This window comes from Nitrospira sp., from assembly GCA_029194675.1.
In the GTDB taxonomy this organism is placed as follows: domain Bacteria; phylum Nitrospirota; class Nitrospiria; order Nitrospirales; family Nitrospiraceae; genus Nitrospira_D.
In genome coordinates, this window is record JARFXP010000001.1 from 448,002 (window position 1) to 463,798 (window position 15,797).

The window sequence follows — 15,797 nt, forward strand, 5'->3', positions numbered from 1 at the left end:
TCAGCATGGGTCGTCCCACTGCGCTTCCTCACGTTCTGCAAGCCGTCTTGCATCACCCGATGAATCGTAAGGGGGATATTCTAGGCTTAACTGTTGCCGCTGTGCCCGATGGTGCTGAGCAGGTCTGACATGAATATCCAACGGTGGGAAGGACTGTCAAGGCCTGTGTAAATGGATCATCCTACGTTCGAGCTTGTCTTTACCCGTGATGCCATTGAGCCGATAGTCATCAGTGTTCCGAACTACTTCGCCTTGGACGGCGGATAATTTTCGAACGCCTTTTTAATCGCTTTCTCGGTCAGTTCGATGTTCTTTTTCGTGCCATCTTTCAGCTCGGCCACTATTGTGGCTCGCCACACCAATGTATTGTTTGCCGGCTCGACCAAATCCGTAATCAACGTCCCTTCTCGATACTCATACGCCGAGACCCCGCTGTAGCTGGTACTCCAGCCATATCTTTCTCCCCAGCTGAACCTCTCGTCGCCAGCCCTGCTTTGCAGTTGCTCCTTGTCTTTCACACCCACCCGGTAATGCACCAATAAATCCGGGTGCTGGTCGAGGCTGGTCTGCGTCAATCCTTTCTGCCGAAGTTCCCTGTCGATCATCCTTTCCAATCGATGACGCATCAGAGAGTTGTCCAGAACCCCGGTTTGATTCAGGTCCGTCATTCCGGTAAAGGCGAATGTCTTGAACCGGCTGAAATCGACTGTCGGATCGAAGTCGGTCTTGACATCAATCGAAGTACACCCTACGGTGCAGGCCACGAACATGGCCACCACTCCGTTCAACCACCCCCTCATAGCGCAACTCCTTTTCTCGGATTCGACCGGCTCCTTCGAGCATGTGCCGGGATCTTCCTGAGCCTCCGCCATCGTACACAGGGGCAGCATCGACGGGCCGCCTTGAACACCACTCAGTCCGCGACGGAGGCCTTCTGTATAGGCTGGAATCGCTTGATAGTCAACTGCAGGGCGGGGGAGATATTTGAAAAATTCCGCAAGGACAGATTCAGATAGCCGTCACGGGACTCGCTTCGAGTGGTTGCTGAAGTTTGTTCCAGTTGCCGATCTTTGCCCGCTTTGAAGGTATTAGCCATCGCTCGCCCCCTAGGACAAGAACGAATCGCCAAGCCCGGACTGTTCCATGAGGTCTGCCGGAGGCGTCTACGGTCGTCTGCGGTGATTCCGAGGCCAGGTCAAGATTGGGATTAAGCTTTCAGAGCTACGGTTGGGTTTTGGAACCGATGAACAAGGGCGTCCAGTCGGAGTTCTGATTCCCTATGAGGAATGGTTGCGCATCGAACAACAGTTAGGAATGACAAGCGGTGCCGATGGGAGCGCGCAGCTTCAGCGCCATGAGGGCGTGATCCACTTGGCGGAAGATCCTGTCGTCTACCAGCGTCGCATTACGAGATGAGTGGACCTGACCGTGATCCGCTTTGTTCGCGATACCAATATCATTCTCTATTTTCTCGGTGGTCGCCTTGCCGAGCCGCTTCCTGCCTGACCTCATACCATTTCGGTGATCTCTGAGTTGGGGCTCTTGGCCTAGCCGGGCTGGTTTCATCAGAAGAACAGCGAGTGCGAGCGTTCTTTGCGGATATCGCTGTGCGGGAATTGACCCAGGCAATCAAAAATCACTCAGTGGATCTTCGAAAACGATATGGCCTGAAGCTTCCCGATGCGATCGTTGCCGCCACAGCACTATTGACGAACGATCAGCGACTGCTTGCCTTGACGGAAGTGCCAACACAGATGCTTCCGATCAAAGTCCTGTCGTAAGGCTCGCTTTTGAGTTGAGCTTGTCTGGAATTCTCGCTGACGTGGGTCACATCTTAACATGTGCATCATGTCAGTAGCCTCATGCCTTGGTGATGCGCAGAACAAGATCTGACCCTTATCTTCCTCAATTGCCATCAGACCCTAACATCATCGTTCGTGAAGCGCTGTGATCCGGGGTCTCAGGTTTCATGTTCAAAGTTTCACGGCATGCGAAACCAAAAACCCGAAACCTGAAGGTATGGCTTCTTGTTTCAGCAACTGTCGAGTGGTGAAAAACAAAACCCGGTGACGATGGCGACTAGCCATCGTCACCGGGCCTTCATTGTGCAACTATACGAGATTGCCGTTTCTACTTATTAGTGGTTCCCTTTACCAGGTTTCTGGTTAGGGACCGTCCCTGGATTTTTCTGCGCGTCAGTCAGCTGGCCTTTCCAGGTTTTACAGTCCTTGGTGTTGCAGTTTTGCACCCATTGCTGCACCCAGCCGTTGTAGGCAACCGGAACCGCCAGGACACCCTGCCCGCCCATGCCCTTATTGCCGATTACCGTATCGTCCTGGACAGCCGACGCCGATCCAGCTAGCAACACGCGCCCGACTACCACAGCATCACTCGGATCGCCGTCCCCATTGGGATCCGGATCCACGACGATCATCGCGTTGCTGAACTTATTGGCAACATAGGCGTAGTACCCGCCCCCTGCCTTGGCGCCATATTGCACACCATGGCAACCTGGATCACAATCCAACGTTTTCACGACCGTGTCTTCCTTTTGATTGACACTACCGTTCGGCAGTTTATGCCGGGTATCGACCACCGTAATGGTGGCGGTCAAGGTATTGGCCGTCACCATATTGGTTCCCTCCGGACTGACAGGCGTCTGAATCGGTAGGGCGCCGACAAACGAACAATCACGACCCGGTACCCCTGGCGCTTGGTACAATGGGCCGCCAGGGCAACCTCCAACTGGATCGTACTTTTCGATCAAATTAATCTTCTTAATCTCCATGTTAGTGGCCATATCTATAACCGATATGGTGTTATCAAGAAAATTGGCCACATAATATTTGCTCGAATCCGGCATCATGCCCGTGGCAATTGGGACAGCTCCCGTATTAATTGTTTTCTCGATTGCCCCGCCTGGAAAATTATACACCGTTGAGGTGCCCACATTTTCATTGGGCGTCACCATTTTGTTTCCGTCAGCGCTCATCCAATGCCCATGAGGATGCGTGGAGTGAACAATGTCTCCGTCTGGAACCAACATGTCGTTTCTCATCGGGATGTCAGTAATGAAGACATTCTTATTTGCGAGCGTGTCAAACTCCCGCACGTTATTGCCACCGTTCTGTGCCACATGCACGAGATCGTTGTTAGTTCTCGTCATCACATGTGAGGGAGCGGGCCCCGCGTTCAGTTCACGGATGAACGCGCCGGTCGTTCTATCAAACACCGCCAATCTCTCGTCGAACCATTGGGTCTGATAGATGACTTCTTGATTTTTATCCGTCCACATGTTGTGAGGATGGTTCATATTGCGCGCTGGGAGTGCAATCTTCTTCGTGAGCGTCCAATCCGTTCCGTTGACAGCCGTCGCCATCCCCGGCTTCGACTTCCCCGCCGTCAATTCAAACTGGGTGTTAACCCAGATTTCACCCACCGCTGGTGTGGTTGGGTTATGCAATTGAGTCTTTGGATTGACTGGGGCCGACTGCAGGAGCGTATTGAGATTCGGAACCGGGACCTTAGGTGGAGGACTATTCGGATTCGGCCTCGCAGCGTACGCAATCACCGGGACAGGAGGATACTTTGGTTGCCAGTTGGAGCTATTGTAATCCTTCCAATTACCCGGGTTCGTGATCATGAAGTCGGTTTTCACCAGGCGAAGCGCCAAATCGCTGGCTGTCGGAATCTCAATGCCGTTCACCAGCGTAATCGTTTTACCGAGATCCAATCCTATGGGCCCCAAGCCTATTTGCTGCAAGACATTATTCGGGTCATCCAATGTCGTAGCGGGATCATCCACGATGACGGTCGCAAACATGTAGACATGGATGTCACAGATGAAGACATACAGGCCTGGCGTATTCAATTGCACTTCGTTTTTCCCATCCGTTACCGGGTGGAGAAAATCGATAGCGGTCTTGAATGGGTGGGAAGGTGAAAATGGTATGTCCTTATCGTGTGTGGCACCCGTGGGCCACAGCAAGCTCAACGCCGTATGGATCGTGCTGGCTTCTCCGCCCACCGAGGAAAACCCCACCGTTTCTCCAGGGGCAATGACGGCGAGGGATCGCTGTTCAAGTGTGTTGAGGGCTGCGACTCGCGGCACACACCCGATTGATGCCGAGTTGGCAGTGTTCGAACAGGTAAAAAAGTTTCCCGGTCTGTCTCCGGCCTCGAATGTGATGGTCGGTGCTGCTTGGGCCACGCCGGCCGTTCCCCATCCCACCAGCATACTGAGTATCGCCAATAAGAGCAGTCGCATGTTCATAACGCCTTCCTTTACGGTTTTGCCCTGTGTGAACAGCTGCTGTTCACACAGGACCTTCGTTTCCATGAATTCTACTTCTTGTGGACGTGAAGCTCCGACATCATGCCGAACGTGGCATGAGGAAGGATGTGGCAATGGAACAGCCACCGACCCAGCCCTCCCCCTGCAGACTTGTTCATCGTCGGCCGGTCGACCAAGGAGACCCGGAACGTGAGGGTAGAAAACGCAGGCACATCCAGGATGTCCAGAAACTCATTATACGGGAAGCTGTAGGATCCTCCTCCTATTGAGGATGTCAGGCTCTTCGGCTGAAACGAAAACCCGTGCAAATGAAACGGATGGTGCGCCCCCGTCGTATTGGTCACCATCAGCTCCATCGTATTGGCGAGGGCTGCATGACGGGCTGATGCCAGATAAAAAGGATTGCCGGAGCTTTGCATACCATCTTTCCCGAGGCCTGTGAAGTCACGCGGCATCGGAACCCCGTCAATAGACCCCTCAAACGCACCGCTGTTGGCCCAGAACGTCAGCTGGATATCTGGATTCGTTGACCCGTTTTCACTGCCTTTAAGGTCAAGATTACCCGTTAATGTATCGAGCGGCAGGACAGCCCCCCCAGTGCCCGCAAGCAGAGCCCTACCGGCCCAAATGGAGTACGCAGGGTTCAAAGAATCAATCACGTTCAGATGCATCACCGGCACCGTCGGAGTCCACGACCATGTGTCGAGCACTCGCTGATAATCCTGCTGCCAGAGGGTGAGCACGCCCGAGGCGTCCGGCGGAATTGCCGCCACCACATCCGCACGACCTGCGGGCGGAACCAGAATTTCGCCCTGCCCATATTTCGTATCGAAACCACTCACAGTGCCCCCCTCCACAATCGCGTTGTTGAGCAGCCCCCCTTGTCCACCGATTCGAACCAGATTGATTTGCGTCGTCCCAGCACCGCTGCCAGCCGTCAACCGAAGACGCATGTACCGGACCGGCGAGGGATTCACAATCTGCAGCCGCAGTCCCTGACCGGCCTTGACGTCAAGCGTCTTCGCGTCGCTATCAAGATCACCTACGGTCCATACGCCTGACTCATCAATCGTCAGGCTCCTCCCACCGACATTGACGCCGTTGGTCAGGACCGTAAACCCTTCACTCATACGACCAGTCAAACTGGGAGATTGAATGTTCGGAACGTCTCCGGCACCGTATAAATACGGTGTATACACTCCATTTGCATTAAGCGGATAGTCCTCGCAGAGAATGCTGGGGGATTGAGTCAAATCATGATTTGAGTAGTTGATCTGCCACTTGTTCAAGCCAGTCGAGTCTATGCCACTGACGTGCGGCAGACCGTCAGCATAAGTGGCCGGGTTGTACCCAGCAGCTTTACAGACCGTGATGTCGCTGAGCACCAGCGTCTTGGTTTGATCTGCCGATGGGATGACCCCACCCCGGAGGCCTTGCTCATATCCCTTATTATCTTCAATAATGATCGACCCGTAGAGCCCTTTGGCCACTTGGTTAGTCGACGAGTGGTGATGGGGGTGGTACCAGAAGATCCCCGGCCGGCTGACGATGAAATCGTAATCGAACGTACCCCCTGGAGCCACTGCATGCTGTGTCACTTCCGTGCCATCGCTTTGATTGTTCAACTCGATGCCATGCCAGTGAATACCTGACACATTCGCCTCTGGCGTCAAACCTGACTTATTGAGGTTATTCACAAAATGCACGATGACCCGGTTTCCTACCTTGAGCCGAAACTCCGGACCAGGTATGGCGGCCTGAGTACAATTGGTTAAGCCAGCGTTTGAACAGCTCTTAAACGCCATCGCGTTCGCCGTCACCCCATTGCCAATATTGACAGTTGCCTCGTCTGCCACAATATATGTCTCGACGATGTTGGGATCGGGGTTACCGTCGAGCACCTGCGGAACCTCATACGGCCCAACTCCCGTTGTGGCCTGCGCCGATTCGTTGCCGGACAGGCACAGCATGATCCCCAAGACCCCGGCGAGACATGTTTTCCAACTGCTACACATCACGTTTTTCGCAAAACTGCCCGATACATCTTGCGCCATAGTACATCTCCCTAGTGTTATGACCAACGATCCGCATGATATTGCAAATAAACTTTAAGCTCTCAAGCGTCGCCCACATCAAATCAGTGACCCGGCTTATCGCTGACGCTGAACCGCACGATGGGTCAGCGCAAAAGTCATTCAGAAACCTTGTTGCTTGAAGTGATGACCAATGGGGGGCTTGTCTATCCTGATTCGATCCTGAGGTTGATTGATCGGCGTCGATACGATGCCAGTTTCATTCCAGGAATCTTCAGTTGAACTGGGAGCGCCTTCCCTCAATGCATGAATTGCAAAAAGTGAACGTAGACGCGATGGGAAAAGCTCTCTGAGGCACTAAGTAGTCAATGGGCTGGTCACTTCCAACGAGGGTAAACACACCTCATCAAGAAAATGTATCTAAATAGATTCAGTATCTAATTCGATTCACGTCATCAGGACAGGAGGCTTGTGTATAGAGAGTGCGAGAAAGAAAGGGCACTAGAAAATATTCGTAATCGTCATGGAAAATCGGCTAACATAGCCCGGCGGTTGCCTAGGGGAAGGCCCTTCATGCGGCCAACTTTCTTCGTTCTCTCTCTCTTCTTGTTCACAAGCCTATCCGGCACCGCGGGCGCCACAGAAATTGCCGTCCTCAAATCGGCCGGTCTCCTATACTCTGAACAACCCGTGGTCGGGTTTAAGGCGGGACTCCCTGCAACCACATCGATCAAGGAATATAACCTCAACGGCCAACTTGCAGAAGGACGGCAAATCGCCAAGTCTTTGCGAGCCTCTCCCCCCGATTTGATCTTCCCCGTCGGTCTGAAGGCTGCGATGGCCGCCAAGCTGGAGATTTTCGATCAGCCGGTGGTGTTCTGCATGGTGCTCAACCCGGAAGCCCATGGGCTCCCTGCCCCTAACATGATAGGAATTGCTGTCCAGCTGCCTGCAGCGACACAACTCGCGGCGCTTCGCGCCGTCATACCGAATCGCAATCGCGTCGGGGTTCTCTATGACGAAGAGCGAAACGGTGACTTTATCCGTCAGGCACATCGGGCAGCCGAACAACAGGGGTTGGAGCTCCTCGCGGTCGCAGTTCAGCGCCAAGCAGTGGGACAGCAGGCGGCTCATATTGCGCTCGCTCGTCTTAGCGGACAACACGCGTTAGTCGGTGTGCTCCAGACTCCCAAGAGCTCTCAATTGGCGCTGAACTTGAACTCCGCAGAGCACGTCGGCCTCGCTCTGCCCCCAGAGGTGATAGGTATGGCCGGTCACCTGTTCGAAGGGCCGGGAGCACCGGCCCAAGAATCGGGCCAAGAGGGCCATTCCGATTTGATCCCCTAGACAGCATGGCTTTCCCAACGGTTGATACGGCTATGGTTGAACCGGCACAGACATCCCTACCATTCTCGATCACGCTCGGAGCGAAGCTCACCCTCAGTACGGCCTCCATTCTGGTTGCCGCCGGCCTCTTGTTAGGCTGGTTGTTTATCCAACAACAAGTGCGATCGGCTGCTGAAAACTTGGTGCAAAGTGGAACGCTGCTCGCGCAACATCTGGCAGGCATGGGGCGATTCAGTATCGTTGCCGGCGATACCCATCGGCTGGATCAACTCATCCAGGAGATTCTCGTCGTCAGACCGGTGGCGTATGTGGCGATCGTGTCTTGGGGCGGTGAGCTCCAAGCCGGCTCGGGAAAAGACGAGTGGCAACAGCAATTTTTCGCTCAACCGGCAGGCAAGCACCAGTTTTCGGTGACGAAATTGGTCCAGCCCCGCCGGCTCGCCGCCGCTATGAACGAGCCGCTCGTCACCGGGATTTGGCTCGCCGGCACCGGACCGGTTCTTCGATCGACCATCGAATTTACCCCGGGAGAATTGCTGAGCCTCATGGGAGGTTCGGACCTCCCGATCTTTTACGACCTGCTGGTCCAGATGCCGCGTCACCCTCGCGCAACCGTATGGGATCCTGCCCTGCACCTCACGCTGGAGGAGCAGTCGGATATGCCGGAAGGCCCCGCCGTTCTTCAGTCTGTGGCTCCCGCACTTGTGCAGATCGGGCTTTCGACGTCAGACCTTCAGCATGTCCTGCGTCGGTTGTTGTGGCAAACGATGCTCATTAGGCTGAGCACACTGGCAGGGGTATTAGGTATCATCGCCCTGCTGGCGCGCCGAATTACCATTCCATTGCAAGGGCTCACCGCCGCAGCGACCAAACTTGCCGATGGGGAACCGGTACCGACTCTGGCCATACGCACACACGATGAAATCGGAACCCTGATACAGGTCTTCAACACCATGACCGCGACGTTGCAATCCCGCGAGCACGAGTTGCGCGAACTGACTCACACCCTGGAAGACCGCGTTGAAACCCGCACAATGGAGCTTGCCGCCGCCAACGTCAAACTGCGGGAGCTCGACCGACGCAAGTCGATTTTCGTCTCCACGGCCTCACACGAATTGCGTACGCCTTTGACGTCGATGAAAGTCGACCTGGCCAATCTGCGGGATGGGATAGATGGAGCCGTCACCGACGATCAGCGACGATCGCTTGTGCGCGTGGAAGCCAACCTCTCACGCCTTCGGACCTTGATCGATGACCTGCTGGATCTCTCCCAAATCGAGATGGGCCGAACCACTGTCCGCTTGGAACCGGTGGCGCTCGGGAACGTGATCTCCAAAACCGTCGAAGAGCTTCGCCCCTTCAGTTCCGAACGCCGCGTGAGCTTCGCGATCTCGCTCCCGTCCGATCTGCCCCTGGTCCGTGCCGACCCCGACAAATTGCGACAGATCCTCCTCAATCTCCTCCACAATGCGGTCAAATTCGCACCGGTAGACACGATCGTCGATCTGACCGTCACGAGAATATTCGCCGATGAAATCCGGGTCTCCGTGTGCGATGTCGGGCCCGGCATCGCCCCGGAAGATGCGGACAAGATTTTCCAGCCGTTCTATCGCGCGCCCACCATACGCAAGCGGACCAAGGGAGCAGGGCTTGGACTGGGCATCGCCAAGTTATTGGTCGAGCTGCATCAAGGGCGCCTGTGGGTTGAGACAAAACTGAACCGAGGCAGCTGTTTTTCGTTTACGCTGCACGCGGTCACACCGCCACGATTGGCCTCGGCAGAGCTCCCATCAGACCATCAACTTGCCTAAATTCTCAGCGTTGCATAACCGTCAATTTGAGAACATCACATTCTAGCAGGTTGCAGAGAACCCCTCCGTTCACCCTTCGACCGGCTCAGGGCGATCGGATATGCCGCTAAAAACATCTTACTTCTCGTTCGTGCTGAGCTTGTCGAAGCACGGTCATAGGGGGGTGAAATGACTTTAGAAGAAAAGGTCTCAGCAGCTCTCTGCGCAGTTATATGGAAGGAGGCTTGGCAGATACACCTCTCTGCCTGATGAGCCTCGTTAGATAGGTGCGTTGCAGCCCGAGAAGTTCGGCTGCCTTGGTTTGATTCCATCCCGCTCGGCGCAACCCTTCCTCAATAACTTTCCGGCTGTACTGCTCCATCACCGCATGGTAGTTCAGACTATCGTCTTCCGCAAAGTCCGCTTCCACCGGCAGCTTTCGCCTGACCTTGATCCCGAGATGTTCCGGTTCAATACAGTCATCGGGGCAGAGTGCGATGGCCCGCACCAGAACGTTTTCCAACTCACGCACGTTTCCAGGCCAGTGATACTCGCGAATCAGCTCCAGGGCATCTTCGCTCACCGCGAAAGGACGACGACCCATGGTAGCCCCATGTCGCCGAACAAAATGATCCACCAATCCCGGCAGATCCTCCGGTCGTTTCCGCAAAGGAGGCAACGTAAGCGAGATGACATTCAGGCGATAGAACAAATCCTGCCGGAACAGTCCCTCCTGAATGGCCTCTTTCAGATCCTTGTTCGTCGCCGCGACAAAACGCACATTGGTGCGTATGGGTTGAACGCCGCCGACACGGTAGAATTCCTGATCCTGCAGCAGGCGAAGCAGACGGGTCTGAAGTCCCGCCGGCATGTCGCCGATCTCATCGAGAAACACGGTGCCGCCTTCCGCTGATTCGATTTTGCCCGGTTCGCGCCTCACCGCTCCGGTGTAGGCGCCTTTCTCGTGTCCGAATAGCTCGTTTTCCAATAAGCTCTCGGGTAAAGCCCCGCAGTGCACGACGACAAACGGCTTCGAGGCTCGTGGGCTCCACCGATGCAGCGCGCGTGCTATCACCTCTTTGCCCACCCCTGTTTCACCCAGTAACAGCACCGTGGCGGAAGAGTCGGCTACTCGCCGCGCTGTCTCAAGTAGTTCAATCATGCGTGGGCTCTGTCCGATCACATGCTCATACCGTCCTCCCACTTCCGTTTGTAGGAGACCAATCTGACGCGTGAGAGCCATCTGTGCCGTGGCCTTCTCAATCACGATGGAGAGGTAATCGGGCTCAAACGGCTTCGTCAGAAAATCGCACGCCCCAAGCCGCATCGCCTCCACAGCCCGATCGATCGTCCCGAACGCCGTGATGACGATCACTTCCGGGACAATCTGAGGTGGAATGCCGGAACGTTTCTCAGCAAGCTGTTTGAGGACATCGAGTCCGCTGAGATCCGGCAATTCGATGTCGAGCAGCATCAGATCAGGAGCCTCCTCCGTCGCCAGTCTGAGCGCCCGTTCGCCATCCTCGGCCGTGAGCACCTCATGCCCCATCCAGGTCAAACGCTTCTTGAGGGCGTTGAGAATATCTTGATCATCATCGACAATGAGGATACGTGCCTGCATCAGACACCCTGAGGGAGGATTCGTGACTGGTAATTGTAGTGGAAGACGGGACTGAAGCGAAAGTGCGCTGGTTACCGGCCTCAAGCAAACATCATTGAGGCTCGTAATTCAAATTGGGCGAGAGCCAGCGTTCGACGGTGCGGAGATCCATTCCCTTTCGGCGGGCATAGTCTTCGACCTGATCTTTCCCGATTTTACCCACGGCAAAGTACTTGGCGTCCGGATGGGCGAAATAGAATCCACTCACGGCCGCAGCCGGCAACATCGCAAAACTTTCCGTCAATGTGATACCGGTATTTTTCTCAACTTCCAGGAGATCAAACAGCAGTTTTTTCTCTGTGTGGTCCGGACAGGCCGGATATCCCGGCGCTGGACGGATTCCACGGTATCGTTCCCGGATCAGATCGTCATTCGTGAGCTGTTCATTCTTGCCGTATCCCCATTCTTCTCTGACCCGTTTATGGAGAAACTCGGCGAAAGCTTCAGCCAGCCGATCGGCAAGAGCCTTGGCCATGATCGAATTATAGTCGTCATGGTCTTTATCAAATCGTTTGCACAGTTCATCCAATCCAAGACCGGCTGTGACGGCGAACGCTCCGATGTAATCCTGCCGACCCGATTCTTTCGGCGCAACATAATCGGCCAGCGAAAGATTGGGCTGGCCCGCCGGCTTCTCTGATTGCTGACGAAGATGATGGGTCGTCGTGAGTACGGTTTTTCTGGACAGCTCCAAGTAGAGTTCAATGTCGTCACCGACAGTCGCTGCGGGGAAGAATCCATAGACCCCCTTGGCTTTGAGCTGTCGCTTCTGGACGATCTCATCGAGGAGACGTCGTGCATCGTCGTACAGTTCCTTCGCTTTCGGTCCCACGGTTGGATCATCAAAAATCGTCGGATAGCGTCCTCTCAATTCCCACGTGTGGAAGAAGGGTGACCAGTCGATATAAGGAATCAGTTCGACCAACGATTGATCGGAAATCGTCCGAGCGCCTAGTGACGCCGGTGTGGGAATATCAATCCTCTCCCAATCCGGTCTGAACCGATTGGCGCGCGCTTGAGTGATCGAGATGAGCGGCTTCGCACCGCGATCCTGGTGCGACTGTCTCACGCGCTCATAGTCGTCCCTCACTTGCTTGACGAAGCCTTGCTTCTGCGTATGGCTGACCAGACTTCCCACGACACCCACTGCACGTGAGGCGTCCAATACGTGGACCACGCCCGGCTGGTAGGAGGGTGCGATCTTGACGGCCGTATGAGCCTTGCTGGTGGTGGCACCACCGATCAAGAGCGGCAGGTCGAAACCCTCGCGCGTCATTTCCTTGGCCACATGGACCATCTCGTCCAATGAAGGAGTAATGAGCCCGCTCAAGCCGATGATGTCCGGTTTGTTCTCTCGAGCAGCGGCCAGAATCTTCTCGCAGGGTACCATCACGCCCAGATCGATGACTTCATAGTTGTTGCAGCCAAGCACGACTCCGACGATGTTTTTTCCGATGTCATGGACATCACCTTTGACGGTCGCGAGCAAGACCTTCCCCTGCGCCTGGAAGTTGCCGGACCGCTTCTTCTCTTCTTCCATGAAGGGCATGAGATAGGCCACAGCCTTCTTCATCACGCGGGCACTCTTAACGACCTGCGGCAAGAACATCTTGCCTGAGCCGAACAGGTCACCGACGACATTCATGCCGGCCATCAACGGTCCCTCGATCACTTCCAAAGGCTTGGAATATTTTTGTCGCGCCTCCTCCGTATCCTGATCGATGTAGTCCGTGATGCCCTTGATGAGCGCATGGGACAACCGTTCTTCAACCGTCCCTTTGCGCCATTCATCGTCCTTGACAACCGCTTTCCCCTTCGCCTTCACGGTTTCCGCGAACGTCACCAGACGTTCGGTGGCGTCCGGCCGTCGGTTGAGCAATACATCCTCGACAAGCTCGAGCAAGTCTTTGGGCACTTCCTCGTAAACAGCCAGCTGTCCCGCATTCACAATGCCCATATCGAGACCGGCCTTGATGGCGTGATACAAGAAGGCCGCGTGCATGGCTTCTCGAACCACATTGTTCCCTCGGAACGAAAAAGAAATATTGCTGATACCCCCGCTGACCTTCGCACCCGGCAGATTCTGTTTGATCCATCGCGTCGCTTCGATGAAATTGACGGCGTAATTGTTGTGCTCCTCAATCCCCGTTGCGACGGTCAAAATGTTTGGATCGAAGATGATGTCTTGCGGGGGAAAGCCGACTTGCTCTGTGAGGATCTTGTATGAGCGGGCACAGATCTCTTTCTTTCGTTCCAGCGTGTCGGCCTGCCCCTTCTCGTCGAAGGCCATGACAACAACCGCGGCGCCGTAGCGACGGACGAGCGCCGCCTGGTCGATGAATTTCTGTTCGCCCTCCTTGAGACTGATGCTGTTGACGACGGCCTTGCCTTGAATATTTCTGAGGCCGGTCTCCAGCACCTCCCACTTGGAACTGTCCACCATGAGAGGCACTTTGCAGATATCCGGCTCCGACGCAACAAGGCGAAGAAACTTCTCCATCGCAGCCTTGGAGTCCAGCATCCCCTCGTCCATGTTCACATCGACAATTTGGGCGCCCCCCTCGACCTGTTGCCGCGCCACCGACAATGCCGCCTCATAATCGCCGGCCAGAATCAGCTTCGCAAAGGCCGGTGAGCCGGTCACGTTCGTCCGTTCGCCGATATTGACGAAGTTCGAGTCGGGTCGGATGGTCACGGCTTCAAGACCGCTCAAGCGTGTGTATGGCTCGACTATCGACAGGACATGCGGTTTCACCCCGCTCACGGCTTCGGCAATGCGCTTGATATGTGCCGGCATCGTGCCGCAACAACCGCCGACGATGTTCAACCATCCGCGTTCCGCCCATTCGCGTAGTTGAGGCGCTAAGGATTCCGGCGTCTCAGGAAACCCGGTCGGCAACAACGGATTCGGCAGGCCGGCATTGGGATGGGCGCTGATGTAGATCGGTGCGAGCTGCGACAATTCTTCGATCAGCGGACGCATTTCTTTCGGACCGAGCGCACAGTTCATCCCTACGCTTAGCAGCGGCACATGGGAGATGGAATTCCAAAACGCTTCGACTGTCTGGCCTGTCACTCCACGATTGCTGCCGGCTTGAATAAACGTGACCGACGCCATGATCGGAACTTGGCGCGCGCCGGACGCGAACGTCTGCTGGATCGCAAAGAATGCGGCCTTCGCATTCAAGGTGTCGAAGATCGTCTCCACCAGCAGAAGATCGACGCCGCCGTCGAGCAAGCCCTGAACTTGCTCGCCATAGGCCTTGACCAGCTCTTCATAGGTCGTCCCGCGAGCTGCGGGGCTGTTGACATCGGTGGAAATCGACGAGGTCTTTGTCGTCGGTCCGATCGCCCCGGCGACAAAACATCGCCGTCCTGGCTGCGCCTTCTGTACCGCCCCCACCGCTCGCTTGGCACATTCTGCCCCGGCCTTGGACAGTTCATAGCCCAGGGTCTCCATCTTGTAATCGGCGAGCGAAATCGCCTGCGAATTGAACGTATTGGTTTCAATGATGTCCGCACCGGCTTCAAGATACTGTCGATGAATCTCTTCGATGATAGCCGGCTGTGAGACATTCAACAGATCGTTATGGCCTTTGAGATCCTTCGACCAGTCCTTGAACTGCTGTCCCCGAAAGGCAGCCTCATCCAGCTTTCGCTGCTGGATCATTGTCCCCATGGCACCGTCAAGGATAAGGATGCGTTCGTGCAAAAGCGCCGCAATGGAACTCTCATGCGATATCGTCATAATCACCCTATCGATCACCGGGATAGTTACGATTTACTATTTGGCGATCATACTGGAAGGCCTTCAGATCGGGCAAGCGTGCGACCCTTCCTTGACATAAAATTCGGGCTCTGACTACGATGAAACATGAGACATGTTCCGGTCCTCTTGCGAATCACGGCATTGATCCCTCTGCTCTACGTTGTCTTATTTTTCCCAAGACCTTCTCTCGCCTTCGCTGCACCCTATTTTGAAGACGGTTTTTTAGGACTTACTCAGAAAGAACTCCATGAGAAGCTCGGCATGCCGGGGGCCGTGCGGGACCGAAAATCTGCGCTGCGTGTCTTCACCTATTATCCGATCAACGATTGGCTGAGGTACTTCAGCAAACTCGTGTCGCCTGAAAACGGCGAAGATGTGTACACCTTCAAGCGTGAGGGCATCGATGTCCGCTATTCCTTCGGCTACACGGTCGACCCGAATGATGAAAGTGACAACCGACCACTGACTGTACGGCTGGTAGACATCGAATTTTCCCAAGCAATGCCGATCAGTCGGCTCCCGGCTTTGATTCCGGAATTTCGTCCTTCAACTGATCCGACCAGCCCCGCCTTTCGATCAAACACGTGGGTGCTGTTGTTCAAAGGCTCCCCTTCGTCTGATGCCCGTTTCATCGTGCGAGAGAAGGGAAAAGAACAGCTCGATTGGAGTCTTTGCTACCAATTATTCTCGCTTCAAGGACTTCCCGATCAATTGACGACCGAGGCATTGATAGACCGCGTGGAAATCAGCGCACAGAGCCTGCAGTTGGTGACCCTCCGACAACGGCACACCCATGAACCAGTCATCAATCCCTACTCTGACCAACTCGACCGGCAACTTGCTCCTGCCAAGCCACGCGCCAGGACCATTCCAGTTCCAAAATATTCGGAGTGATCGAGAGAAT

The 15,797-nt window shown here is 55.0% G+C and carries 11 protein-coding genes; 5 read left to right on the top strand and 6 right to left on the bottom strand.

All coding sequences use genetic code 11. From position 1 onward, the window contains the following. Positions 1-242 precede the first annotated feature (242 nt). The gene (locus P0120_02090; GenBank protein ID MDF0673121.1) at positions 243-800 is read right to left on the bottom strand and encodes a DUF4136 domain-containing protein; all 558 of its coding nucleotides are present in this window, start codon (positions 798-800) and stop codon (positions 243-245) included. Positions 801-913: 113 nt separating this feature from the next. Then, a complete protein-coding gene (locus tag P0120_02095; GenBank protein MDF0673122.1) occupies positions 914-1,096 on the bottom strand; it encodes a hypothetical protein in 183 nt (60 codons plus the stop codon). A 131-nt stretch (positions 1,097-1,227) separates the two neighbouring features. On the opposite strand from P0120_02095, the gene P0120_02100 reads away from it, so the two are divergent. Both P0120_02100 and P0120_02105 read left to right on the top strand, forming a co-directional pair. Further along, a complete protein-coding gene (locus P0120_02100) occupies positions 1,228-1,416 on the top strand; it encodes a hypothetical protein (protein ID MDF0673123.1) in 189 nt (62 codons plus the stop codon). Positions 1,417-1,580: 164 nt separating this feature from the next. Next, positions 1,581-1,781, top strand: a complete 201-nt coding sequence (locus tag P0120_02105) for a hypothetical protein (GenBank protein ID MDF0673124.1) — start codon at positions 1,581-1,583, stop codon at positions 1,779-1,781. A gap of 356 nt (positions 1,782-2,137) precedes the next feature. On the opposite strand, the gene P0120_02110 is transcribed toward P0120_02105, so the two are convergent. Together P0120_02110 and P0120_02115 are read right to left on the bottom strand one after the other, a co-directional pair. Further along, positions 2,138-4,339: a hypothetical protein gene (locus P0120_02110; protein MDF0673125.1), complete on the bottom strand. Its 2,202-nt coding sequence runs from the start codon at positions 4,337-4,339 to the stop codon at positions 2,138-2,140. Between the two features lie 5 nt (positions 4,340-4,344). Beyond that, the gene (locus P0120_02115; GenBank protein ID MDF0673126.1) at positions 4,345-6,348 is read right to left on the bottom strand and encodes a multicopper oxidase domain-containing protein; all 2,004 of its coding nucleotides are present in this window, start codon (positions 6,346-6,348) and stop codon (positions 4,345-4,347) included. A gap of 552 nt (positions 6,349-6,900) precedes the next feature. Between P0120_02115 and P0120_02120 the strand changes: the two genes are divergently transcribed. Both P0120_02120 and P0120_02125 read left to right on the top strand, forming a co-directional pair. Continuing rightward, a complete protein-coding gene (locus tag P0120_02120) occupies positions 6,901-7,674 on the top strand; it encodes an ABC transporter substrate binding protein (GenBank protein MDF0673127.1) in 774 nt (257 codons plus the stop codon). Positions 7,675-7,706: 32 nt separating this feature from the next. Continuing rightward, positions 7,707-9,485 carry a HAMP domain-containing sensor histidine kinase gene (locus tag P0120_02125; protein MDF0673128.1) on the top strand — a complete coding sequence of 593 codons (1,779 nt, stop codon included), beginning with the start codon at positions 7,707-7,709 and terminating at the stop codon, positions 9,483-9,485. 208 nt (positions 9,486-9,693) lie between these two features. Here the strand turns inward: P0120_02125 and P0120_02130 are convergent, their stop codons facing one another. Beyond that, entirely contained in the window at positions 9,694-11,085 is a 1,392-nt protein-coding gene (locus P0120_02130) for a sigma-54 dependent transcriptional regulator (protein MDF0673129.1), read from the bottom strand. Positions 11,086-11,176: 91 nt separating this feature from the next. Then, entirely contained in the window at positions 11,177-14,872 is a 3,696-nt protein-coding gene (gene metH / locus P0120_02135; protein ID MDF0673130.1) for a methionine synthase, read from the bottom strand. A 126-nt stretch (positions 14,873-14,998) separates the two neighbouring features. Between metH and P0120_02140 the strand changes: the two genes are divergently transcribed. After that, complete coding sequence (locus tag P0120_02140) at positions 14,999-15,787, top strand: hypothetical protein (GenBank protein ID MDF0673131.1); 789 nt, start codon at positions 14,999-15,001, stop codon at positions 15,785-15,787. Positions 15,788-15,797 lie beyond the last annotated feature (10 nt).

Coding starts and splice junctions, on each gene's coding strand:
- P0120_02090 (MDF0673121.1), bottom strand. CDS start 800: ATGAGGGGGTGGTTGAACGGAGTGGTGGCCATGTTCGTGGCCTGCACC.
- P0120_02095 (MDF0673122.1), bottom strand. CDS start 1,096: ATGGCTAATACCTTCAAAGCGGGCAAAGATCGGCAACTGGAACAAACT.
- P0120_02110 (MDF0673125.1), bottom strand. CDS start 4,339: ATGGAAACGAAGGTCCTGTGTGAACAGCAGCTGTTCACACAGGGCAAA.
- P0120_02115 (MDF0673126.1), bottom strand. CDS start 6,348: ATGGCGCAAGATGTATCGGGCAGTTTTGCGAAAAACGTGATGTGTAGC.
- P0120_02120 (MDF0673127.1), top strand. CDS start 6,901: ATGCGGCCAACTTTCTTCGTTCTCTCTCTCTTCTTGTTCACAAGCCTA.
- P0120_02125 (MDF0673128.1), top strand. CDS start 7,707: ATGGTTGAACCGGCACAGACATCCCTACCATTCTCGATCACGCTCGGA.
- P0120_02130 (MDF0673129.1), bottom strand. CDS start 11,085: ATGCAGGCACGTATCCTCATTGTCGATGATGATCAAGATATTCTCAAC.
- metH (MDF0673130.1), bottom strand. CDS start 14,872: ATGACGATATCGCATGAGAGTTCCATTGCGGCGCTTTTGCACGAACGC.
- P0120_02140 (MDF0673131.1), top strand. CDS start 14,999: ATGAGACATGTTCCGGTCCTCTTGCGAATCACGGCATTGATCCCTCTG.